The sequence below is a fragment of the Vibrio sp. ZF 223 genome, assembly GCF_003050585.1.
GTDB lineage: Bacteria > Pseudomonadota > Gammaproteobacteria > Enterobacterales > Vibrionaceae > Vibrio > Vibrio crassostreae.
Window position 1 is genome coordinate 368,522 of record NZ_PIGB01000002.1, and the last position, 24,865, is coordinate 393,386.

At 43.3% G+C, this 24,865-nt stretch carries 18 protein-coding genes; 11 read left to right on the forward strand and 7 right to left on the reverse strand.

Annotated elements, in window-relative coordinates; translation table 11 throughout:
* Window positions 1–45 precede the first annotated feature (45 nt).
* From CWO13_RS06330 to CWO13_RS06350, 5 genes are all read left to right on the forward strand, one after another.
* Window positions 46–1,020, forward strand: coding sequence for an ABC transporter permease (locus CWO13_RS06330; protein ID WP_102432914.1), 975 nt, complete (start codon window positions 46–48; stop codon window positions 1,018–1,020).
* A 20-nt stretch (window positions 1,021–1,040) separates the two neighbouring features.
* On the forward strand, window positions 1,041–2,018 hold the full coding sequence (locus tag CWO13_RS06335; protein ID WP_371957688.1) for an ABC transporter permease: 978 nt from the start codon (window positions 1,041–1,043) through the stop codon (window positions 2,016–2,018).
* Window positions 2,018–2,971, forward strand: a complete 954-nt coding sequence (locus CWO13_RS06340) for an ABC transporter ATP-binding protein (RefSeq protein ID WP_102432913.1) — start codon at window positions 2,018–2,020, stop codon at window positions 2,969–2,971. Before CWO13_RS06335 ends, CWO13_RS06340 begins: the two co-directional genes overlap by 1 nt.
* A 10-nt stretch (window positions 2,972–2,981) precedes the next feature.
* On the forward strand, window positions 2,982–3,971 hold the full coding sequence (locus CWO13_RS06345) for an ABC transporter ATP-binding protein (RefSeq protein WP_061018419.1): 990 nt from the start codon (window positions 2,982–2,984) through the stop codon (window positions 3,969–3,971).
* A gap of 75 nt (window positions 3,972–4,046) precedes the next feature.
* A complete protein-coding gene (locus CWO13_RS06350; protein ID WP_055319761.1) occupies window positions 4,047–7,490 on the forward strand; it encodes a hypothetical protein in 3,444 nt (1,147 codons plus the stop codon).
* Window positions 7,491–7,580: 90 nt separating this feature from the next.
* Here the strand turns inward: CWO13_RS06350 and CWO13_RS06355 are convergent, their stop codons facing one another.
* On the reverse strand, window positions 7,581–8,576 hold the full coding sequence (locus CWO13_RS06355; protein ID WP_019821076.1) for a LacI family DNA-binding transcriptional regulator: 996 nt from the start codon (window positions 8,574–8,576) through the stop codon (window positions 7,581–7,583).
* Between the two features lie 547 nt (window positions 8,577–9,123).
* Between CWO13_RS06355 and CWO13_RS06360 the strand changes: the two genes are divergently transcribed.
* Together CWO13_RS06360 and CWO13_RS06365 are read left to right on the forward strand one after the other, a co-directional pair.
* Window positions 9,124–10,722 carry a glycoside hydrolase family 16 protein gene (locus CWO13_RS06360; protein WP_057621915.1) on the forward strand — a complete coding sequence of 533 codons (1,599 nt, stop codon included), beginning with the start codon at window positions 9,124–9,126 and terminating at the stop codon, window positions 10,720–10,722.
* A 456-nt stretch (window positions 10,723–11,178) separates the two neighbouring features.
* Entirely contained in the window at window positions 11,179–12,510 is a 1,332-nt protein-coding gene (locus tag CWO13_RS06365; protein ID WP_102432912.1) for a carbohydrate porin, read from the forward strand.
* A gap of 280 nt (window positions 12,511–12,790) precedes the next feature.
* Here the strand turns inward: CWO13_RS06365 and CWO13_RS06370 are convergent, their stop codons facing one another.
* Complete coding sequence (locus CWO13_RS06370; RefSeq protein ID WP_102432911.1) at window positions 12,791–13,669, reverse strand: helix-turn-helix domain-containing protein; 879 nt, start codon at window positions 13,667–13,669, stop codon at window positions 12,791–12,793.
* 142 nt (window positions 13,670–13,811) lie between these two features.
* Here CWO13_RS06370 and CWO13_RS06375 point away from each other — a divergent pair, with 142 nt between their 5' ends.
* Complete coding sequence (locus CWO13_RS06375; protein ID WP_108082649.1) at window positions 13,812–16,625, forward strand: glycoside hydrolase family 3 protein; 2,814 nt, start codon at window positions 13,812–13,814, stop codon at window positions 16,623–16,625.
* An 89-nt stretch (window positions 16,626–16,714) separates the two neighbouring features.
* Here the strand turns inward: CWO13_RS06375 and CWO13_RS06380 are convergent, their stop codons facing one another.
* From CWO13_RS06380 to CWO13_RS06400, 5 genes are all read right to left on the reverse strand, one after another.
* Window positions 16,715–17,620, reverse strand: a complete 906-nt coding sequence (locus tag CWO13_RS06380) for a MalM family protein (RefSeq protein WP_108082650.1) — start codon at window positions 17,618–17,620, stop codon at window positions 16,715–16,717.
* A 176-nt stretch (window positions 17,621–17,796) separates the two neighbouring features.
* Window positions 17,797–18,534 (reverse strand): dienelactone hydrolase family protein, encoded by a 738-nt coding sequence (locus CWO13_RS06385; RefSeq protein WP_102432908.1) that lies wholly within the window; start codon window positions 18,532–18,534, stop codon window positions 17,797–17,799.
* Window positions 18,535–18,751: 217 nt separating this feature from the next.
* Window positions 18,752–19,681, reverse strand: coding sequence for a pyridoxal-phosphate dependent enzyme (locus CWO13_RS06390; RefSeq protein WP_102432907.1), 930 nt, complete (start codon window positions 19,679–19,681; stop codon window positions 18,752–18,754).
* 92 nt (window positions 19,682–19,773) lie between these two features.
* Window positions 19,774–21,072 carry a sensor histidine kinase gene (locus CWO13_RS06395; protein WP_017063525.1) on the reverse strand — a complete coding sequence of 433 codons (1,299 nt, stop codon included), beginning with the start codon at window positions 21,070–21,072 and terminating at the stop codon, window positions 19,774–19,776.
* Window positions 21,069–21,746 carry a response regulator transcription factor gene (locus tag CWO13_RS06400; RefSeq protein ID WP_017062034.1) on the reverse strand — a complete coding sequence of 226 codons (678 nt, stop codon included), beginning with the start codon at window positions 21,744–21,746 and terminating at the stop codon, window positions 21,069–21,071. Before CWO13_RS06400 ends, CWO13_RS06395 begins: the two co-directional genes overlap by 4 nt.
* Before the next feature lie 125 nt (window positions 21,747–21,871).
* Between CWO13_RS06400 and CWO13_RS06405 the strand changes: the two genes are divergently transcribed.
* From CWO13_RS06405 to CWO13_RS06415, 3 genes are read left to right on the forward strand one after another with little or no spacing between them, the layout of a single operon-like run.
* Window positions 21,872–22,891, forward strand: a complete 1,020-nt coding sequence (locus tag CWO13_RS06405; protein WP_048659621.1) for a glycosyltransferase family 2 protein — start codon at window positions 21,872–21,874, stop codon at window positions 22,889–22,891.
* Window positions 22,888–24,375: an ArnT family glycosyltransferase gene (locus CWO13_RS06410; protein WP_108082651.1), complete on the forward strand. Its 1,488-nt coding sequence runs from the start codon at window positions 22,888–22,890 to the stop codon at window positions 24,373–24,375. The genes CWO13_RS06405 and CWO13_RS06410 overlap by 4 nt, the downstream gene beginning before the upstream one ends.
* Window positions 24,362–24,826: a GtrA family protein gene (locus CWO13_RS06415; RefSeq protein ID WP_108082652.1), complete on the forward strand. Its 465-nt coding sequence runs from the start codon at window positions 24,362–24,364 to the stop codon at window positions 24,824–24,826. Before CWO13_RS06410 ends, CWO13_RS06415 begins: the two co-directional genes overlap by 14 nt.
* Window positions 24,827–24,865 lie beyond the last annotated feature (39 nt).

Sequence of the window (24,865 nt, forward strand, 5' to 3'; positions counted from 1 at the left end):
AGAGGGCTACAGCTTAGGTTGTAGCCCCTAGGTTAAAAGATTTTTATGTCGTTTTTAATTCGCCGATTTGGCTTCTATTTTACCGCTTTCTTAATCGCTATCTCGTTTAATTTCATGTTGCCTCGCCTAATGCCAGGAGATCCTGTTGATGCTCTTTTCGCTGCAGCTCAAGGTCGAATGGATCCTGCTCAAATGGATGCTGTTCGTGAAATGTACGGTTTTGTTGATGGCAATGTTTTCGAACAATACTTCGCGTATATGAAAAGCGTATTCACTCTTGATCTGGGACCTTCAGTGCTTATGTTTCCTGTAAGTGTTTCAGATGTCCTTGCTATGGCACTGCCGTGGACTATGTTCCTAGCGCTTGGTTCGCTGATTGTTGCTCTTATCATTGGTGTCAGTATTGGTACGTATGCATCGTATCGACGTGAAGGGCTATTTGGACAAATTGTTCCGCCAGTTTTGGCATTTATTAGTAACTTCCCGTACATCGTGACCGCGTTACTGTTGTTCTATTTCTTCGGTTTAAAACTCGAACTATTACCTTTGGCATACACCTATGACCCATCGCTAGAGCCAGGTTTTACATGGGAGTTTATTTCTAGTGTGGCTAAACACGCTGTGTTGCCTATGGGCTCTATGGTCCTGGTTGGGATCGCAACATGGGTCTTCAATATGCGTAATGCGATGATCAATGTGTTGGGTGAAGATTACGTAACGATGGCTGAGGCCAAAGGCTTGAGTAGTTATCGTGTTATGTTTCGCTATGCTGGTCGAAATGCCATCCTTCCTGTTGCGACCGCTATTGCAATGGCAATCGGATTCTCATTCGCAGGCTCAATCATGACCGAAGTGGTTTTTAACTACCAAGGCTTGGGGAACATCCTTCTTAAAGGCATAGTTGCTCGTGATTACCCACTTATCCAAGCCATTCTTCTTATCTTGGTGACAGCGGTACTGACCGCTAACTTTATTGCCGACCTTCTATATGTCTGGCTTGACCCTAGAATCTCGAACTGAGGCGCATGATGGATAATTTAATGGATACTCAAAAAACCGCTAACCAGCCGAATATGCCAGTACGTGAGCCAAAATGGTCGTGGAAAAACGTAAAGAAAACTCTCGGTAAAGCTTACGCATTTTTCTACGGTAACCCTCCAGCCATTGTAGGTACTTTTTTACTTACGATTGTCTTAGCTGGGGCGTTATTTGCGCCTGTATTATCGACTCATAATCCAGAAAAGCGCGTAGCACGTCCACATATTGCACCAAGTTCTGAGCATATTATGGGCACTACTCGTAGCGGGCGTGATGTATATAGCCAGGTTCTATTTGGAGCAAGAAAGTCGCTTACTGTTGCGATCTCTGCGGGCGTAATCGCGATGACAATAGCAGTGCTCGTCGGGGTTTCATCTGGTTACTTTGGTGGAAAAGTCGATGAACGCTTGAACTTCGTTACTAACGTATTTCTTGTGTTTCCACAGTTGCCCTTGCTGATTGTTCTCGCCGCATTCTTAGGGCAGGTCGGTTCGCTGGTTATTACCGTGTTGTTAGGAATAACCTCCTGGCCTTGGGGAGCTAGGGTGATTCGTGCACAGACCATGGCAATTAGAAGCAAAGAATTCATCATTTCTGCAGAAGTTATGGGTGAATCAAAAATCCGCATTATTTTAGTAGAGATCTTACCAAACTTAGTTTCGATTGTTTTTGGCGGCTTCCTAGGCACGGTTATCTACGCAATGGGCTCTGAAGCTGGTCTAGGTATTTTAGGTTTAGGTGATGCAACAGAAGTGAGTTGGGGCTCTATGCTGTATTGGGCACAGACCTCTTCATCGTTATATACCGGAGCATGGTGGGAAATGCTGGTTCCTGCATTGGCGTTAGCGATTACTGGTGGTGGACTCGCATTGATTAACATGTCAATTGACCAAGTGAGCAACCCTAAATTACGTACGGGCCCACACATCAAACTGTGGCACAAACTTAAAAAAGAAGCAGATAAACGCCGAGGCCTATAATGAGAAATCTATTAGAAATTAATAACCTGTGTGTTGATTACGTTTCTCCTAATGGCGTAGCAAGAGCCGTTAATGACGTTAGTATTTCCATTGCGCCCGGTGAAACGCTCGGTATTGCCGGTGAGTCTGGTTGCGGTAAAAGTACATTGGCTTTTGCTATATCACGCCTACACAAAGCACCAGCGCTTATCTCTGAGGGTGAAATACTCTACAAAGGGCAGGATGTTTTAAAGATGAATAACAAGCAGTTACGTGACTTCCGTTGGAATGACGTTTCTATTGTTTTTCAAAGCGCAATGAACTCACTTAACCCTGTCATTACCATCGGTGAGCAGCTAACGGACGTTATTCTAGCGCACAGAAAAATACCTTATAAACAGGCTCACGATCGTGCGGTCGAGCTGTTAGGAACGGTTGGGATTCATGGCGACAGAATGTCGAGCTTTCCCCATCAACTGAGTGGAGGTATGCGTCAGCGAGTTGTTATTGCGATTGCTTTGGCGCTGGAACCTAAACTGATCATCATGGACGAGCCAACAACGGCACTTGATGTAGTGGTTGAACGTGAAATCTTGAATGAACTGTATGAGCTTAAGAGTAAGTTTGGCTTCTCTATTCTGTTTATTAGTCACGACTTAAGCCTCATGGGCGAAATTGCTGATCGAATTGGCGTGATGTATGCGGGTAACCTTATTGAATTAGGTGATGCGAAAACGGTATTTAGTGAACCTAAGCATCCTTATACAAAAGGGCTTATCTCTTCATTCCCGACTATTCATGGGCCAAAAGAACGTCTCTACGGGATACCTGGGAATCCTGTCAACCTTTTGGATACACCTCAAGGATGTAACTTCCAAGAGCGATGTGGCGAATGCATTTCAATGTGCATTAAAAGTGAGCCTCGTTTGGGCGCTATTGCGACTGGGCATCACGTATCTTGTCACCTAGTTTGAGCGAAAGATTATGAATACTTTAAAGAACGTTGATAAAAGCGAAGTTATCTTATCAGTTAAGAATTTGGTAAAAGATTTCCCACTTGGCCAGTCAGTCAAAAGCAATATGATGCGAGCCGTAAATGATGTTTCATTTGATCTACGTAAAGGAGAAGCATTAGCGATTGTTGGCGAATCTGGCTCAGGGAAAAGCACAGGAGCTCGAATTCTTACCCGAATTTACGATAAGACGGCTGGAGATATCGAATTCAAAGGTGAGCCTCTGTCTGACTATATTGAAAAATATGGTGAGCTTGAATATGCACGCCAGGTGCAAATGATTTTTCAAGACCCGTTTGGCTCGTTGAATCCTGTACACACGATTTACCACCATATTGCGCGACCATTACTTATCCATAAACGAGCAGAAAAAGAAGCGATTCCGAACCTCGTTTATGAATTGCTTGAAATGGTTGGGCTTACACCAGTTAAAGAGACAGCAGAGAAGTACCCGCATGAATTAAGTGGTGGACAACGACAGCGTGTCGCAATTGCACGTGCAATTGCTGTTAGCCCGGAAGTTATCCTAGCTGATGAACCCATTTCTATGCTTGATGTGTCTGTGCGATTAGGAATCCTAAACCTAATGGCTGACTTGAAAGATAAGCATGGTATTTCGTTCATGTACATCACTCATGACATTGCGACAGCGCGTTATTTTGCTGAGAAAACGGCGGTGATGTATGTAGGACATATGGTCGAATGGGGCAATAGCGACAACGTCACTCAGAACCCGCAGCATCCGTATTCTCAGCTGTTGTTGTCAGCAGTGCCAGAAGTCGGTAAATCGGGCAAGCGTGACATGAACGTGAAAAAAGGCGATATCCCTTCTTGGAAACCAAGTAGCGTGGGCTGCCCGTTCGCAAGCCGTTGTCTGAAAGCCGATAAACTTTGCACGCAATCAATACCAGAACCGACTCAAATTGCAGAAGAGCATTTTGCTCGTTGTCATCATTTGTAAACTTTAAATCCTTTTTTGAAACGCAAAAGAAAGCGCTTTCAAAGTTTAAGTGTAAGAATTTTTTGGAATTTTGATATGAAACAAGACTATAACTCAACACCAGAGGTCGATGGCAAGTTCGTTGATTTAGATGGTGAGCGTTACTACCAAATCTCTAATGTTGACCAAATGACGCCATTCTTTATTAGCGTTGTATCGTCGAGCGATCACTGGTTATTTATTTCATCAACAGGCAGCCTTTCAGCTGGACGCATTCGTCCGGAAAATGCGCTTTTTCCTTACAAGTCTGTTGACCATATTCATGAAAATGCGGAAAACACCGGCTCAAAATCCATCTTCCGTATTGAACATGGCGACAAGGTTGTACTTTGGGAACCGTTTAATACATTCCATGATGGTATTTTTGATGTTGAACGCAATCTTTATAAAAATACGATTGGAGACAAGATTGTATTTGAAGAGATAAACCATACTTTGCAACTACAGTTCCAATACAGCTGGAATACGAGTGAAAAATACGGCTTTATTCGTCGTTCAAAACTGACCAACCTCGCGAGCTTTGAGCGTAAAGTCGAAGCACTAGATGGCTTACAAAATATACTTCCTTCAGGCGCTCCGTTATCAGCTCTTCAAACAAGAAGTGCATTAGTTGATGCGTACAAGTGGAATGAACAAGTTGATGGTAGTTCATTAGCTCTGTTCAGCATGTACGCGAAATTGAGCGATAGAGCCGACCCTGCTGAATCTTTGCTAGCGACGACAGTCTTCAGCTTAGAAACGGAAAGCAGCCAAATTTTATTGACGAGTGCTCAAGTTAATGCGTTCAGAAAGGGTCGAGCGGTTAAAAGTGAACCTTTAACGAAAGGGGTTAGAGGGAGCTATTTAGTTCATAAGTCTCTGACGCTGCGAGCACATCAAACCAAAGTTTGGTCGATTGTCGCTGATATAGACAAGACTCATTCCGATATCTGTCAGCTTCAATCTGAGCTCTCTGTTCCTGCTAACCTAGCACTAGCTTTAGAAAAGAGCGTTGCAGATAATCAAGATGAATTGATCACATTAATGTCTGGCGCGGATGCGTGGCAAATAACAGCTGAAGAAAATACCAGCGTTCACCATTATGCCAATGTGTTGTTCAATAACATGCGTGGTGGCGTGTTTGAAAACGGCTATATGTTAGAAAAGGCTGACGTAGTTAAAACTATGGAAAAGGCCAACTCTCAGGTAGCTGGCCGCCATCAAGACTTTTTTGATCAGTTAGGGGATGTTTTCAGCCATTCTGAATTAGTTTCGCGCGCTAAAGCGACAGGGGATTCTCAATTAGTTCGATTGAGCTACGAGTATCTACCGCTTACTTTTGGACGTCGTCATGGTGACCCTAGTCGCCCTTGGAACCACTATGAGATTAAGCTCAAAGATGAAAATGGCGAACGCTTACTTTCTTATCAAGGCAACTGGCGTGATATTTTCCAAAACTGGGAAGCGATGGCTCTTAGTTATCCAGGGTTCATCAAATCATTCATCTCTAAGTTTGTTAATGCTTCAACAGTGGATGGTTACAATCCGTATCGAATTACTAAAGATGGTGTAGATTGGGAGCTGTTAGAGGCGGATGATCCTTGGAGTAACATTGGTTACTGGGGCGATCATCAAATCATTTATCTATTAAAATTCCTTGAGTTGGCAGACAAATTTGAGCAAAGCGATCTTATCGAATTACTAGAGAGTGACATTTTTAGTTATGCCAACGTGCCTTACGAGCTTTGTGGAGTTCAAGGCCTCTTTGATAACCCTAAAGATACCGTAGAGTTCAACCAAGACTTGCAGGAATTGACAGAGCAACGTGTAAAGAGCTTAGGCAGTGACGGTCGCTTGTTGATGACGGGTGACCAAGAAGTTTATATGGTCAACTTAATGGAGAAGATACTCGTCCCTTTGTTGGCGAAATTGAGTAACTTAGTGCTTGATGGTGGTATTTGGCTCAATACACAACGTCCAGAATGGAATGATGCAAACAACGCTATCGTTGGCAATGGCCTCTCAATGGTAACCTTGTACTACATGCGTCGCTATGTTGCCTTTATGCAGCGCCTGTTAGAGAAGTCACCATCGTCATACAGTATTTCCAAAGAAGTGTTTGAGTGGATGTCTTCTGTTACACAGATCGTTTCAGAGGCAAATACAGAGATTCGTCAAGATACGGTCACTCGTCAAACTCGTAAAGCAATGCTGACTAAGCTGGCTAAATCCGCTGCTAATTATCGTGAGCGCGTGTACCGAGTAAATGGATTCTCAGGGAAAACGAAAGTTGAGAAAGAAGCGATTGTTCAATTGATGGGCGCGAGCTTAAAAGTCCTAGATTCTACGATTGCAAACAACTTGCGTGAAGACGGTTTGTACAATGCGTATAACATCTTGAGTTGTTCTGGTGAGAGCTTAATGGTTGAAGAGCTTTACCCGATGCTAGAAGGGCAAGTTGCAGTATTGAGCTCGGGTCTATTATCACCTAAACAAGCGGTTGAGTTGTTGGATAAATTGTTTGCCAGTGACATGTATCGTGCTGATCAAAATAGCTTCATGCTTTACCCTGACCGTGAGCTGGCTTCTTTTATGGACAAAAACTGTTTAGACGCTAAAGACATTGACCAGAGCAAATTGTTAAGCATGATGGTTGTTGCCAAAGATAACCGATTAGTAAACCAAGACAGCAAAGGTTCTTACCACTTCAATTCAAGCTTTGAAAACAAAGGTTTCCTTCAGGCTGCGATTGATGAAATTAAAGCCGATTACCCGTCAATTAGTGATGATGAATTTTGTCATGTATCTAGTTTGTATGAGCGTGTATTCAACCATAAAGCCTTTACTGGGCGTTCGGGAACCATGTTTGGTTATGAAGGTTTAGGTTGTATCTATTGGCATATGGTTTCTAAGTTGCTGCTAGCTGTGCAAGAAAACTATCAGCATGCTTGGAGTATGGACTCTAATAGCCAGGAAACTCTTAAATTAGCGGATTACTATTACAAAGTGAGAGCTGGTATTGGTTTCAACAAAACGCCGGAAAACTACGGTGCGTTTCCGACGGATCCGTATTCTCATACGCCAAAGCACTCTGGAGCACAGCAGCCAGGGATGACAGGGCAAGTTAAGGAAGAAGTGATTACTCGTTTTGGAGAGCTAGGTCTAGAGGTCGTTGATGGCACAATTGTAATTAACCCTTCACTTCTTAGTCCTAAAGAGTTCTTACAAAAAGCGGCGACTTTTGACTGCCAAAATATTGAAGGACAAATGCAGAGCTTTATTGTTCAGGCTGGGCAACTGGCTTTTACTTACTGTCAGGTACCGTTTATTTACCAACTCAATGATGAGCCAACACAGGGTATTGAAGTTCAGTTTAAAGACGGAACAAGTGAGGCATTTGCATCGTTAACGCTAAACCATGAAATGGCTTCACAGCTCTTTTCTCGTAGTGGTCTTATTGAGAAAGTCGTTGTCGTGTTGTCAAAGCACCAGTTACTCTAATTCTAATTTAAAGTGAAATAAAAAGGCTCTAAGTGAATACTTAGAGCCTTTCTTTTAAGTGTAAAAAATGGGGTGCTTGATATACAAAAATCAAAGCTTAGCCACGGACTCTCTTACAATCAATGTCGGGGTTAGTTTGTGCTTCAATGGGTAGTCGCGTTTATTAATTAACGATAAAACACCTTTTGCAGCTTCTTCTCCCATCTCATGAACTGGAAAGTCGACCGTCGATAAGCGAGGACGAATATGCTGGCTATGAGTATCGTTATCGAAGCCTACGACTGAAAGGTCTCGCCCAATAATGAGGTTTCGCTCTGCTGCTACGTCATATACAGCAAGCGCGATATTGTCATTTTGACAGAAAATCGCGGTGATCTCAGGGTCTCGGTCTAACAAGCGTCGCGCAGCTTCGTGGTTGCCTTGATGATCAAAGCGTCCCTCTACAAACAGCCCTGCGTCGTATTCGATACCGAACTCTAACAAGGCATTTCGATACCCTTGAAAGCGATCTCTACTATCAACTTTACTCAACTGGCCTGTGATACAAGCGACTTTTTTATGGCCGTTCTCAAGTAAGTGCTTCGTTGCAAGGTAGCCACCAAGCTCATTATCAATGTAAATACAGCGATCAGAAATCTCAGGAATAAAACGGTTGAGAACAATCATTGTTTCACTGTCTTTCGCTATTTTGATCAGTTCGTCATCACTGAGCTTGTCTGAGTGAACAATGAGGCCATCCACAAGTTTAGATTGCAAAAACTGGATAGAATCGAGCTCTTTGGTTCGTGATTCCTGGCCACTTGTAACGATTAAGTGAATATTATTTTGGCGAACGGTATCTTCGGCTGTATGCATTAATGGTCCATAGAAAGGCCCATCAAGCGAACCAACTAGCATGCCAATGCTATTTGAACGACTGGAGGCTAGAGCTTGTGCAAACGCATTAGGCTTGTAGCCCAGTTGCTCAATAGCTTTGAATACTTTTTCGCGATTGGCTTCCTTTACCGTAGGGTGACCATTTAATGCTCGTGAGACAGTTGATTGAGAAACTTGAGCAAGTTCAGATACTTCTTTAATGGTGATCAATGGTAGTGGCCTTATCTCTACAAGGAGTGAACTAAGCTATATTACCTTCGTGATCAATAAGAGCCTAGCAATCCAATGATTAATATTTAAAAACTCTGAACTGCTTAACGCTAAATTTGAAGGTTAAGCATACAAAGTAAGGTCACGAATATTTCCATATACTCGTTCAAATATCAAGCAAGCGCTTTCTTTGCGTTGTGATAAAAGTGAATCTGTTTTTCTGAGCTTCGTTGTAAGCTAGAAAAAATAGAAGCCTGAGAATAAAAGGGATTCTAGGGTGTTATGCAGATAATCAGGTCAAAAAATTCTTGAGAATCTACACAAACCACAACGAATTTTAGCAAAATGTGAAATCCAACAAGAAAGCGCTTTCTTAAGGTGAGCGTTGTCTCTTTTTTGAACTATGCACTTTTATATACTCATTTTGAAACAGTCGTGCATGGCATATTGGGTCCATGCTCGCGGACTTATTCATTTATCGACTTTCTGTTATGGGCTCCGATATTACGTGTCGCCTGCTTAGAAAGTCGTGATACAAGGAGTTGTAATGCAAGATCTAACCAATCAGGTAAAGATATTAACGTCTTTTATTTCTGCCGCTTTGATGTCTGGCTGCACGGCGATAGAGCTGCCGGTATCCGAAAGTGCTGACTTAGCTCAAACTGAAAAAGCGATTGTGCTATCCCATGCTCCAGTTACTTTAAGTTCAGACTGGCAATTGGTGTGGGAAGACCAGTTTGAAGGCGAGCAAATAAATAAACGTAATTGGTCATTAGAAGTGAACTGTTGGGGAGGAGGGAACAATGAACAACAGTGCTACACGGATGATCCTAATAACGCATTTGTTAAAGATGGCTTTTTACACATTGTCGCGCTGAAGCAAAGTCATACTGGGCCTGACAATGCCGAAGGTACGATTGGCGGAGCAACTAAAACACTCCCTTATACTTCTGCGAGGCTAAGTACAAGAGACAAGCGTGACACCAAATATGGCCGTTATGAAATCAGAGCAAAGTTACCCGGTGGACAAGGTTCATGGCCCGCGATTTGGATGCTGCCAACCGACAATAAATATGGTACATGGGCTGCTTCTGGCGAAATCGATATTATGGAAGCGGTTAACCTAAACACACTTTCAGATGCGGCGGGAGCGAAAAATGATGCTCTAGAGAGCCGGGTCTACGGGACGTTACATTACGGACGAAATTGGCCAGACAATGTTTATAAAGGGCAAGCCGCGACATTGCCAAATGGTGTGAACCCTACTGAGGGCTTCCATACATACGCGATTGAGTGGGAAGAAGGTGAAATTCGTTGGTATGTAGACAATATTCATTACGCGACTCAAACTCAAGAGGGCTGGTACAGCCAATATGAAGCGGAAGAAGGGAAACTCATTAATGCGAGTGGAGCAGCTCCGTTTGATGAAAAGTTTCATTTGTTATTGAACTTGGCCGTCGGTGGGGCGTGGTCAGCAAACGCAAATGATAAAGGCATCGACGAAGGTTTGTTTCCGAAAACAATGCTAGTTGATTCAGTAAAGGTTTACCGTTGTAAGGTTGATCGTTGGAAAGGAAAAGGGTGTGCAAGTCGTTCTGAACATGCAATACAAGTGATAGGGCACGAAGCTCCAGAGATCTTAGCAACCGATGATAGTTATGCTGATGGACCAACGTTGGAGATTTTTACCGAAACTCTTAACGCAAGCTTGGCTTATGCAAGTTATGACCCATTGGATATTGTTGACTATCAAGAAGTGACCGAACCAGATCGTGGAACAGTGCTACAAGTGAATAAGAATCAAGGATCAGGAAATATCTATTTTCGTTCTCCTGTAACAGATGTGACACATTGGCAAGAAACGGGTGAACTGGTCTTTGATTTGAAAGTTGAGAGCATGGCCGACGGGGTTGAACTATTGGTTAAGATGGACAGTGGCTGGCCGAAAACAAGTGACTATACCGTGCCGCTATCAGCAATCAATGAATGGAAGACGGTACGTATTCCAATCGCTGACATTTTAAAGAGAGACAACCGTTTTGCTGGTGGGAATCAAGCTGATCCAACAACGATCACTAACCTTTTAGTGTTTGAGCCTCAAGGAGAAATGAGTTTTAAATTAGACAATATTCGATTTGAAAAGTAAGCTTTTTAACAAAAGGGTTTGAATAAAATTCTGAATATAAAGGGAACATACGATGTATGTTCCCTTTTTTATTTCGACGAGCATTCCAGGAAGATAATCGACGATGTATTCCGAAACAGGTTCTGAGTGATTGAACGGAGTAATTCGTCCTTAATATGTGAACAGTGATATTTTACTTGGTTCCATGATTGTTCAAACAAAATACTTAACATCTCTATTTTTGTGACTTATGCATAAGAAAGCGCTTTCTTTGGTGGGGTTGATCACGGTTTATATTCACAAGATCCATTTATACTCTTTCCATACCAACTGAGCGGTTAAAGCCAATAAGGTTAAGAGTGCATAGTGAATGTGGGCTTAGATTTGATCTTCTTTAAATCTGTTCGATTGGTTTTTTTAAGAAAAATAAAGAAAGCGCTTTCTTTTTGAAAGTATAATTTGGAACATGGAGTTATTATGAAACTTTCTAAGCTTACCCTTGCTTGTTTAGTCGCTACTGCTGGCTTGTCTACTGTACCTGCTGCATATGCCGAAAAATCGGATGGATTTGAATTTCACGGCTATTTCCGTGCTGGTGTTCTATTCAGTGAAAATGACGATTTTAAACGTGCAAAGTTCCCAGCATCTAAAGAGCGTTTAGGTCGATTGGGTGTTGAGTCGGATAGCCACTTTGAAGTAGCACTGCAGAAAAATTTTGAGAATGACGGTGGTCAGAAAATTCGAATCAAAACACGAGCTGCAGCCAATAATGCGGAATATGCAACTAACCAACTTGGTGCCAATGCCGATGCAACCAACAGCGAAATTGGTATGGCAGAAACTTTTGTCGAGTTTGAAGGTGTATCTGAAACCGGTGTTGTATGGGGTGGTAAGCGCTTTTATGGTAAAGATAATTACATCTTTATGACCGACTTTTTCTACACGGATATGTCAGGTACTGGTGTTGGTATTGAAGGTGTTGAGCTAGGTGGCAATAAGTGGGACTTTGCTTATATTGCAAGCGATGACTCTGGCGATACAAGTTTCTGGGGTGACAGCAATAACATCATGCATGCACTTCATGCTGGCGTGAACTTTGGCAGTGTTGAGCTTCACGCTATGGCTAAGTATATGCCAGACAATATGGTCGATTTAGGTTTTGGTAATGGCCCAGAAGCATTCGCTGAGAATGGCTATGAAATGACGGCAATTGTTCACACTGAGTCTGTCTTTGGGTTGTCAGATAAAGGTTTTACAAAATACATCGCGCAGGCTGGTAAAGGCTTAGGTTCGGGTAACCTTTTAGGCGGTACTCTTACGACTTACAACACGTACAAGCCTGGTAGTGACTATCAAAGTTGGTTAACGACAGGCACGGGTTGTGGTACGTCTTGTTTGAAGGCTGTTGATGAAAACGATGTATCACTACGTGCTTTAGCATGGGGTGGGTACTTTTTTGAAAATGGTGTGAATATTTTCCACTCTCTTCAAACCCAGTACAACGATTTTGACAATGGTGACACAGACGGCTGGGTATCAGCAATGGTGCGACCAACGTTCCCAATTTCAGAAAACTTCTTTATCGCTACCGAAGCTGGTTATATGTACAACTACGAAGACCGTAATGGTGAGTCAAAGAATTCTTATGATTACAAGCTAACAGTAGCACCGACTCTAGTTGTGCATTCTGGCTTCGGTCCATCTCCAGAAATTCGCTTCATGGCATCTTACCTTGATGGTGAAATGCAAGACGGCACGGGTAAAGAGGGTGACTTTGTTGTAGGTATTCAAGCTGACATGTGGTGGTAGAATTTTTACCTTCGGGTCTTAAGTGATATCGAGTATACCGGGGGAGTGGTATGACGGCCTTGCCTTTAGGGCGGGCAAGGCTCTCGATATCCCAATTTATTGCAATAGTTGAGCTCTTTCCTAGCAGCACAAAGAGTTTCATTTTTATTGCTATGAGTCTTCCATATTTGAATGTCGTTTCAAGTGTGTTCTTGCCAAAGATACTCATCTACCGCTTCGAAAGAAGCGGTTTTTTTATGTGTGACATATCTAATCTTTTTAAGGCTTAAGGGGGAAAGGATTATGAATTATGGCAAGCATGTTGCTTTCTAAATTCGCGAGGGCTGCATCCATTTTTGGCCTTAAAACACTTGGAGAAATAGTTGCTGTCAGAAAAGCCGCAAGACTCAGCAATGTGTTGGATGCTTTTGTTGTCGTTTAATAATAAGGTTGCCGAGTGTCGAATTTGAAGGTCTTTGACGTATTGGTTTGGGGATGTATTTAAAAACTGCCTGAATAACCTTTCTAGTTGCCGCTTGCTGATATACGCCGCTTGCGCAATGGTTTCTGTATCTAATCCTACTTCTTTGTAATGACGGTCAATATGTGCGAGAGCACGGCTCAATGCCAAGGTTGTTTTTGGTAAGCTATGGGTCTGTTCTTGATATCGCCGAGAAAGTTCTATCGCAAGTTGCTGCATTGTGCTCGTCAATATGATTTCAAACCCCTGTTCTGCGTTGTCGTATTCCGATTTGATTTGTTGTAGAAGTCCATTAATTCGTTTCAACTGAGAAAGTGATAACGTAAGCTTTGCTTGATATTCAGATGCTTGTCGAGCAATGGGTTCTACCTTGAAAAGCGCTTGATAGCCTGGCATTTGACGCATTGAAGGGACCTCAAAAAAAGGCAATGCCGTATCAAACATCAAGTTTACAATCTTCAGTTTATTTACTTCGCAAAATCCATGTTCAATATCCCCATTAATAACAAATACATCTCCTGTACTTAAAGGGTAGGTGTGGCTAGCTACCGTATGCTTTCCACTACCGCTCACAACTAAGAAAAGTTCAGAAAAGTCATGGCTATGTACGTCAAAGTCGAAATCGTGATGACCATCGACATAGGCAAATTTTATCTGAGGATATCTCTGATGACTTTGGAGTCTAAACTTGGTTTTCATGTCGCTATTTTACCTACTTCTGTCGCTTATTTGGTAGTTACACGCCGTAGTTAATATTACTATTTTTTGAACAAAGACAATATTAACTTTTAGAGCGAGAGGCAAAACTTTTGCTCTAAGTAAAAAAATAGTAGGACTCAAAATGAATACTGTGGAAACTCTCGAAGCACAGAAGCAGCTTGCACCCATAAGTCGACAAGCGGCTGCTGAGGGCATTGTGCTACTAAAAAATAGTGATTCAATATTGCCATTGCAGGCTAGTGATACGGTGTCTCTTTTTGGTCGCTGTCAGATTGATACCTACCGAAGTGGCACTGGATCTGGTGGAGCGGTGAATGTGCCTTATTCCGTAAATGCATTACAGGGCTTGTATGAAAATCCAAACATCAATCTTAATCTCAGTTTGGTGGAGGTATACCAACGTTGGATCAAGGACAACCCGTTCAATGACGGCGGTGGTGGTTGGGCAGCTGAACCTTGGTTTCAAGATGAAATGCCTCTTTCAACTTCTGTTGTGATGGATGCCGCCGCCAAATCTAACAAAGCTATTATCTTTATCGGTCGAACGGCGGGTGAGGATCAAGATAATGCACAGCAGCAAGGCAGTTACAATTTAACCGCGCTCGAAATGCAAATGTTGGAGAAAGTGACGGAACATTTTGATGATGTCATTGTGATACTGAACGTGACCAACATTATTGATATGTCATGGACAACTTCACTTAAAGGTGCTGCTGCGATTAAGGCTGTTCTGTATAGTTGGGCCGCAGGTATGGAAGGTGGGCATGCTCTTACGGATGTCTTATCTGGTGATGTTAGCCCAAGTGGCCGTTTGACCGACACGATTGCGCACTCTTTATCTGATTACCCTTCGAGCCCGAATTTTGGAAACAAAGACCGGAATTTATATCAAGAAGATATCTATGTCGGGTATCGGTATTTTGAAACTTTCAATCCTAAAGCTGTTCAATTTGAATTTGGTTTTGGGCTGTCCTACACCCGCTTTTCCAATAAATTAAATGCATTGACGATTCTTGGTTCCGGCTCTGAACAAGAGTTGGTCTTCGATATTGAAGTTAAAAACATAGGCGAGAAATACAGTGGTAAGGATGTGGTTCAACTGTATGTTGAATCGCCTCAAGGTCATCTTGGTAAACCAACACGAGCACTGATCGGGTTTGTGAAAACACCGACCTTGGGCCCGCAAGATACGGTGTGTTTGACTATTTCATGTCCTCTATCTTCCTTCGCATCATTTGATGACTCCGGTAAAACGGGACATCCAAATAGTTACGTACTTGAAGCTGGAGAATATCACTTTTATCTAGGAGGAAGTGTTCGCCAGGCAAAGCTTGTTAGTGAGAGCGTTAAAATAGAAGAGCTGTTGGTTGTTGAGCAATTAACGGAAGCACTTGCTCCTGTCACCGGATTTAGTAGGTTGATCCCAAAAGGCAACGAGGAAAATGGGGTTTACAGTTGTGACTATGAATCTGTACCACTACGAACTATAGATTTGAGTAAACGTATTCTGAGTGAGCTTCCAAGCTCTATTCCTCTTGGTGAAGATACGGGCATTCGTTTACTGGATGTTAAGCAGGGGCGAGCGAACATTGACGAATTTGTCTCGCAAATGAACGTAAAGCAGTTAGCGACAATTGTTCGTGGGGAAGGTATGTGCAGCCCTAAGGTGACGCCAGGTACTGCTGCTGCTTTTGGTGGTGTTTCGCCGAGCTTATTTGATTTAGGCATCCCTGTCGTTGCAGCTGCTGATGGTCCGTCTGGTATCCGAATGGACAGCGGACATAAAGCATCTCAAGTCCCAATTGGTACATTATTAGGCTGTACATGGAACCCGGAACTGAATGAGAAACTATTTCATTTAGTGGGGAAAGAGATGCAAGCCAATCATATTGATACGTTGCTTGGTCCTGGGATTAACATTCACCGCCACCCTTTGAATGGTCGAAATTTTGAGTATTTCTCAGAAGATCCATTTCTCTCAGGGGTAATGGCAGCATCTCAAACTCTTGGTCTTAAAGCTGCAGGAGTATCTGGCACAATCAAGCATTTGGTGGCGAATGATCAAGAAACGTCACGGTTTGATGTTGATAGTGTTGTATCTCAGAGAGCACTTCGTGAGATTCATCTGAAGCCTTTTGAAATAGCGGTAAAACAAGGAGGAGCTTCGAGTGTTATGACCTCCTACAATCCTATTAATGGTCACTGGGCTGCATCCAATTACGACCTCAATACTACGATTCTTCGTGGGGAGTGGGGTTATAAAGGGATAGTGATGACGGATTGGTGGGCAAAAATGAATGACCCAATCAAAGGTGGCTCTGAAAGTCGAAGTTACACATCCTTTATGCTTCGCTCTCAAAATGATCTTTATATGGTTGTTGAGCATGATGGTGCGGAAAATAACGTGTCGAATGACGATACGTTACAGGCGCTTGAAAACGGAACGTTGAGCTTAGGGGAGTTGCAACGAAGCGCGATGAATATTTGTCGTTTTATTATGGACTCTCCAGCAATGGGTCGCCCATTAGTCGCTTTTGATCCAGTTAAGAGCTTTGAGGCGACCCAAAATCTTAATAAACAACAGAGTAAAACTGATGGAGAGTTTTGCTCTCTGATGGCAGAGCAACATGCAATAGTATTACCACTTAATATCAGAGAAAACCGTAGCATTGTTTTGGAAGTTAAACAGGCTGGTGTGTATCGATGTGCAGGTATTGTTAACTACGATAGTGGCACTTTGGCTCAATCTGCGTGTAGTTTAAGTCTCAATAACGTGTACGCGATGTCTCTATCAGTGAATGGTACTAATGGCGAGACAGTTTCAGTTGAGGGGCTCTCCGTTAAGCTTGATAAAGGCTTTTATTCTTTGGATATTGAATTTATCAAATTAGGCTTAGAATTGGAGCAATTAGAATTTTCGTTTATGCCTGAATAGGGCTGAGGGATAACAGTCGTTTATTTAACTCTCGTTTGCTCAAAAAAGAGGTAAAGTGAGAGAAAATAAACGACTACTTTGAGGCTGAGTTATTGTGCTTTTTGATATTGCTTCATCGCGTCAATAAAGGAGTTTCGCATCCCTTCGATTCCTAATCGCTCAGATTCTTCAACGTAAGTCAGTGCTGCACTAAAATCTCCAGATGAAACCGAGTTTTCTATAAGAGTTTGATAAACCTCTTTCTTATTCAGTGTATTTTCCGTTAATAAATCTGATTGGGCTACGGTTGATTCTGGAATAATTTGTTGAACTCGCTTTTGACGGTTTTGTTCTTCAACAACGGTGGTTACCGCTGTGAATTTAAAATCAAAGAAGACTTTCCCGATTGCAGAATGAGGGATGGCGTAGTCCGTGTTATGAGCGATGTTTGCCTGGATATCACCAGAACGTATCGCCATATCACTTGGTTTTTCGACAGGAGTTGTTTCCGCGAGTGCTTCGCTGGTTGTGAATACGACCAAGTAAGCAGGAGCCTCGCCGTTTAAGTAACGTTCTTGCAGTTCGATTTGCGCGCCATATTGTGCACCATCAAGCAGGCTAAGTGGTTGGTACTTAATACTTTCATTGCCAATGACATCTAGCGGCTGGTAATTTTTGTCTAAGACTAAAAGTGACGGAACGAATGCTGAATAACTAGCATTTGAAGTCACTGAAAAACGAATAGCATCTAGTGTTGTAGGAAGCTTTAGCCCTCCAGCAAAGGATCGGCCCGATTTGAACTCGATCTTAGGGCTTGCTGTGGTGATCGAAACAGATGTTTCTTCTGGGTTCGTAACGCTTTGATATTGAATTGTACTCAGGTTTTCACAGCAGTTTTCGTTGTTCTGTAGTGACTCTAGCCCCGGAGAAGTTTTGTGGTAGCTAACCGGTGACTCTGTCACTGTTGAACAGGCGCTTAGTGCGAATACCGCTGGTAGAATTGCTAAATATTTCATAATTTCTCACAGTTAAAAAAGCATATCTGATTCAGAGTGCCTGATTGATAATAGAGATACACTACAAGAAAGCGCTTTCTTTTTGAGTGACGAACACCAAATTTAAAGAAATACTCGCTAATAATTAGTACGAATTAGGTAACAGGCTGCCGTTGGGCTGTTACCTAGATTGAAAGTTAACGAGATACCGAACTTAACAACTGAGTAAAGCGTTGCCATGATTTTTGGTCAGCTTCATGTTGATAGTTATTCGATCCGAATACTGTGAAGGCGTGTGGCGCACCACTATAAGTGATCATCTCATGCGGAACTTTGGTTGATTCAAGTTGAGCGGCGAGACTTCCAAAGTCGTGCATTGAGATCATGGCGTCTGCTGTGCCATGGAATACGACAACTGGGGCTTTGGTTTGCGAGTAATCTTGTCCTTTCGGTGTCGATAAACCACCGTGGAAGGTAACATAAGCTTTCGAAGGGATACCTGCACGAGCCGCTTCTAAAACGGCAGCGCCGCCAAAACAGTAACCCATCATCACGTTATTATCTAAGTTACCTCCAAGCCTTTCGGCTTCCATTGCTCCCGCATTAAGTAGCGTACGTATTTTTGCTCTGTCTTTATACAGTTCGCCGGTGTGTTGCTTTTTGTCTTTCACTTCTGTTGGACGAATGCCTTTACCAAACAGGTCGATGGCGAACACGTTGTACCCAAGCTCATTGAGCATCTCAGAACGTTTCTTCTCGTAATCGGTTAAGCCATCCCAATCGTGTACTAATAGCACTAAAGGTGCTTGGTCGCTGGCTTCACTCCAATAGCCTTCGTAATCCACTCCATCCACTTGGTAAGTGACGTTTTCTCCTGAAATCGCTGAGATGGGCAGTAAAACTGACAAGCAGCCGAGCATAGTGAGTTTTCGCATACGTTATTCCTTTCGATGACAATTGCCGTTCCAATCGAAAGTATAGATAACGCGATGATTCTCGCCAGATTACTGTCTTTAATTTGAAGTGTAAGAGTAGAGGTAAAATATGAAAGTGAAACGCTAAAACAGCCATCACGATCAAGTGTGATGGCTGTATGACGGTGTTCTCAGATTACGGAAATTCGAATATCCAGAGCTCGGTGTGACGGGGCAATTACCAGGAAGCGTTAGTCGTGCTACGGCACATATCTGGATATTTTCGCTGATAGCGTGGCAGCATCGATTCGTTACCTAAGATACCGCCTTGGTGAATGTAGATAATGGTTTTAGTTGGGTTATCTTCTTGCCATTGTTCTAAGCATTGCCACATCAATGGGTCGTAAAGCAGGTCAAACTCGATGTCGGTTTGCTCTTGTAGATCCAACCAAGTTTGATAATCCTGTTGATACAATTTTCCAAAGTGGTGTTTGGTTTCGAGCGATAAGATCTGTGGATGTTCGGTTTCACCTAGCTCATTAAATTGCTGCGTTAAATAGTCGCTGCCACCAACACAAGCACAGGTTAATACCGGGATGTTGTGCAGCTTTAAATGCTTATGAAGATAGAGAGCTGTGCTACCTGTCCCTGCGGGGAGTGCGATCACAAAATCGTGTTGGTTTTCGAAGCGAGTCCAGCTCAGTATTTCCATTGCCAATTGCTTAACACCATACTCAGCAAGCTGAGAGCGGCCACCCTCTGGTAACACAATGCAGTGGGAGTCAGGTTGTCTTACTTGCTCAATATACTCTTTAGGATGAAGCTCAGAGCCTGTCTCTTTGACTGAAATCACCTTAGCGCCAAGGTCTACTGAACCACGGTAATTACCTATTGGGCGTTCTAGTAGCCACTCGGGAAGATGATCGACGTAGAACTCAAACGTCCAACCTTTGATCTTTGCCAGTGCCGCGAGTGAGAACAGAGAGTTAGCCTGCGCAGAACCATAGCTGATCAAGGTTGTTGTCTCTGGGTGCTCGTCTTCCAGCAGCTTCATGAACTTGCGGGCTTTGTTACCGCAAAAGTGTGAGTGAAGTTGATCGTCACGCTTTAAGAAAAAGGTGTGGTCGTTAAATTGATGCTGAGTTACAGGGCTATTATTTAGTTTCATCGCACTTAAACAAAATGCTGACTAAAGAGCCAGCATTTTTAAATCAAATAGGACGGACGAGTATCTAGTAGCCAGAGGCGGCTGTAAACCAACTAAATCAAGTTTTCGTTCGATATTGACGCGGATGAATCGGCTTGAAAGGTGATCTTGGCTGTGCATCCACCACAGCTGCGATTAAACAACTCAAAGTCCCAATGAAAACGCTGACACAAGTCATCGACAATCAACAAACCTAGCCCGTGTCCATTCGGGTTGTATTGCTCCTGCAGGCCTTCGCCTTGGTCTTCAATAATAAGACTGTCTTGAGAAAGGGTAATAGTTACTGTACCGCTATTAGTGGCTGCAATCGCGTTTCTTAACAAGTTACCGACCAACATATTCATGATCGCGCTGGTGGCTTGAATGGTTGGTTCTGATTGAACTTGTAAGGTTATCGCGACTTCCTTCTCGTCAGCCTGCAACGAATTTTTAGAAACGATAGTCTCTAGCTCTTGCTGGCTGAATAAACGTAGAGGTGCATCGTCACTGTTTCTTTCATAGCGAACGAGACCAAGCAGGGCATCGACCATTTCAGACATTTGAACAATGGCTTCATCAATACGTTCAACCTGACGAGATTGAAATTCGGTTGTTTCGCTTCTCAGTAACAGTTTGTTGGCACCACGAGCAACAGTCAACGGAGTTCTTAGTTCATGACTTGAGTAGCGTGCGAAAGCTTGCTCGCGTTTTACTAGAGAATTGATTTCTCTTCTGTATTGATTGAGTTGATCCGTCAACTGACGAAACTCCACCGCCGCATCGTCATTCACTCCAAACTCTTCGTTTAGATTGAGCTTATTGGATTCAAGCTGTTCAGACAGGGAGTTGAAGGGCTCAATCAGCCGTTTAGACAACCGATAGAGCAGAGCTCCGAAGCTGAATATTAGAATAGAGAGAAGGGCTAATACAAATGTGGTGGCATAAACGAGCTCAAAGACACTAAGCTCGACACGGTCTATTTCAGAAAGCAGAACAATAGGGTGAGTTCTACCTTCATGAGTATACTCGCCTACATAGACCATGCGAGATTCTGGATCTTCACCGACCTCACCAATGAAATTTTCTTTGCCTTCAATATACTTTAAATACTTTTTCGGTAGATAGGAAAGATCGTTGTAAGCGATAGTCAGGTCATCAATACGAAGCTCTCCACTTTCGCCTGACTGGAATAACCCGACTGCATAGTTGCGGTCAATTAGGATGCGTCTTTCACCCACGCGGTCTTCCGACAAGTACAGGGCTGTGATAAATACCACATAGACAAATGCCGACACAATTACGGCCATTAACCCAAAGAAAACCGCTAAGCGGCCCGTTAGGGTTTTTGTGCTTGTAAGAACATTTGAAATCAATTCGATGGCTCCAATCGGAAGCCAACTTTAGGCACCGTAATTAACATCTGAGTGTCAAAAGGCTTGTCGAGTTGATTACGTAACTGATAAATGTGACTGCGCAACACATCATTGTTGGGCTCGTTTTCTTCCCATAACTTGTAGGAAATAGCTTCACGAGTGACTACTTCAGGTGCGCTTTGGCACAGCATCTCAAGTATGGTGTAAGTGGTTGGATTGAGCGCTAGTAGTTTATCTTGGCGGTAAGCTTTACGGGTTTTTTGGTCGATGGTGAGTTCATCGAACTGAAGTTTTGAAGAGGCGACTTTTCCGCGGTAACGACGGACTAACGCGTTCATTCTTGCTTCTAGAATATCCAAATCAAAAGGCTTGGTGAGGTAATCATCGGCACCGTGTTCAAAGCCTTTCAGCATATCTTCTCGGCTATCTAAGGCGGTCAGCATCAAAATAGGTGTCGCGTTACCTTGGTCTCGCAGTTTATTACAAACCGTTAGGCCGTCCATTCTCGGTAACATTAGATCCAATATGATGATATCAAATGAGTTTTCCAACGCGAGTTGTAGGCCAAGTTCACCGTTGTCTGCGTAATCGAGTTCCATGCCAATACACTCAAAATAATCAAACAATACACCTGCAATTTCACGGTTATCTTCGACTAATAGAACTCGTTTCATTTTGATTCTCATACAGAAATAGACAGTAACATTATCCTGAGTGAGCGTGAAAAATATGTCAATAACATAACTTTCACTTATGGGAGGGTAGATTGGCTGTAGATTAAAAAATAGAAGAACGTATTATGTCTGAACTTCATATTAGCCGCCCTAAGATATCTACATCGCAGATCAATCCTGCGGTCTCTTTGTCTATCATTGTGCCTTTTTACGATGAACAAGAGGTATTGGAAGAGTTCCACTCTCGCCTTACCAAGGTGCTTGATAGCTTACCGATCACGAGTGAGATTGTTTATGTCGACGATGGCAGCAAAGACAACAGCTTGGACTTGGTGAGTTCATTCACTTCAATTAACAGCTCAATCTCGGTGATTGGTTTAAGCCGTAACTTTGGTAAAGAGTCAGCCATGAGTGCTGGCCTTGAGCATTGCCGAGGACAAGCGGTGATCTTGTTAGACGCAGACCTGCAAGATCCGCCGGAGCTGATCCCACAAATGGTTGCCAAGTGGCGCGAAGGCTATGACGTTGTGAATATGCAGCGCAGCCAGCGTGATGGTGAAACGTGGTTTAAGAAGTTTTCAGCGGCGAGCTTTTACAAAGTCATGAATGTGGCTGCGAAAATCGATGTTCCTGAAAATGTCGGTGATTTCAGACTGTTGAGCCGTGAAGTCGTCGACCATATCAATCAACTTCCTGAACGTAATCGCTACATGAAAGGTATTTTCTCATGGCCGGGTTTTAGGCAAGCAACGATTCAGTTTAAGCGCGACGCGCGCTTTTGTGGTGAGACCAAGTGGAACTACTTGAAGCTGGTTGGCTTGGCGATGGATGGCATCACTTCATTCTCTATCCGCCCACTGCGTATTGCGACGGCCGTTGGTGGCTTAGTGGCACTTACTGCTTTCGTGTATGGCGTCTTCATCGTGTTCAAAACCATGATGTTTGGTGAGCCAATCACGGGCTATCCGTCAATGATGGTCGTACAGCTTGCCCTTGGCGGTATCCAACTGTTGTGTATTGGTTTAATGGGAGAGTACATAGGTCGTATTTTCATTGAAACCAAGAATCGTCCTTTATATCTGATCCAATCGGTGGTCGATACACCGGCATTAAAAACACATTTTAAATTAGAGGAGTCAGCATGAGCCTGAACCGAACGCACCTATGGTACTTGTTGGCTTTTGCATTGGTTTTAAGGCTTTTATCTTTGGCAACCTATCCATTAATGGATACCACAGAAGCGCGCTATGGCGAAATGGCACGTCTGATGGTGGAAACTGGGAATTGGTTAACGCCTCAGTTTGATTACGGTATTCCTTTCTGGGGTAAGCCACCGTTGTTTACATGGATGAGCGCTGCCGGTATTGAGTTGTTCGGCCTGAGTGAGTTTGCCGTTCGCGCACCACATTGGTTAGCGGGTGTAGCAACGATTTTGTTGACCGCTTACATGGCGAAACGAACAGGGCAAAGTGCGTTGGTTGCCGCGGTAGTGTTGGCGACATGTGGTATTTTCTCTATTGCGGCAGGTGCTGTGATGACAGACATCGCGTTAACCTTAGCGATGACTATTGCCATGCTGGGTTTCTACCTATGTTGGCTAGGAGGAGAAGCGGGGAAGGGTGAAGGGAGTGCGAAGACTAATCGATCTTGGGGTTACGTTGGTTTCATTGGTTTAGCACTAGGCTTGCTGGCAAAAGGGCCGGTAGCGATTGTCATCATGGGTATCGCAGTTTTCCCTTGGTTGGTATTACAACACGGCTTCTTTGGTGCTTTCAAAGCGCTTTGGCAACGTTTCCCATTGTTGTCTGGTTTAGGTGTGATGTTAGCGATTGCTCTACCTTGGTACATCATGGCTGAAATGGCAACGCCGGGCTTCATCGACTACTTTATTGTTGGCGAACACTTTAAGCGTTTTGTTGTGAGTGGCTGGGAAGGTGATCTGTACGGTTCTGCTCATGACCAAGCACGAGGTATGATCTGGGTATTCTGGATTCAAGCCGCTGCGCCTTGGTCAATTGTTTTGCCTATATTGGCGTTTGTTCGCCGTAAGAAAATTGCAGAAATTAATACTGAAAATCGCGGCTTGTTTTCATTCCTTGTGTGTTGGTTGGTCTCTCCTCTGATTCTTTTCACCATGGCGGGTAATATTCTTCCAGCTTACGTGTTACCGGGAATTCCTGCTCTTGGTTTGTTGGTTGCTATACTCGTAGTGGAAAAAGATAAGAAGTGGTTTTCAAGCGTGGCTTTAGTTCTACCCGTCTTATTGATGATCGCGATGGTTTACCTGAACTTAGGCAAGGCGAACGAGAAAAGTGATCGTATCATCTTCGAACAGATCACTGATTCATCACCGAGTTTTTATGTAGGCAAGCGACCGTTCTCTGGGCAATTTTATAGCCATGGTCAAGCGAAGAAGCTACTTGATATCGAGCAACTTGATGGCATCGACAAGTTCTATTTGATTGGTAAAAGAGCGGAAGTCGAAACCAAGATTAAAGACAACGCGTTAACGTGTATTTTGGAGCCGACGGTTAAAGTAAAGCGCGCTTTATTCAGTTGTCATAGCCAAAACATCAAACCAAATTTGTCGTTGAGTCACATTCGAAGTGAAAGTGATGTTCAGCGTTAACTCAGGGCTGCGAATGATCAATAACAAGCTTCAGGCACACAGTCAAAAGCTCCAATCCCATCACAGGATGGTTCGATTTGCTGTGGTTGGTGCTGGTGGATTTGTTGTTGATTGTGCGGTATTTGCCTTTCTGCATTACATTGCTGGTTTGCCTTTAATGACGGCGAGAATAGGTTCGTTCATTGCTGCTGCAACGACAACGTGGTTTGGTAATCGCGTGCTGACTTTTGGATTCAAAGGTCAGGGGAGTTGGTCCGAAAAGTTGATCCAGTGGCAGAAATTCATGTTTTCCGCATCGATATCGGCGATTCCTAATTTGTTGTGCTTTAAGTTGATGACGGAACTGTTGCCTGCATTTACTGGGGCCGTGTTTATCGCAATGGCGGTTGGTATCTTAGTGGGTATGGTCACCAACTATTTGTTTAGTCAGTATTGGGTATTTACTCGTTAGACAACTCAGTGAGATTTTTGATGAGTTGGCAAAAACAAA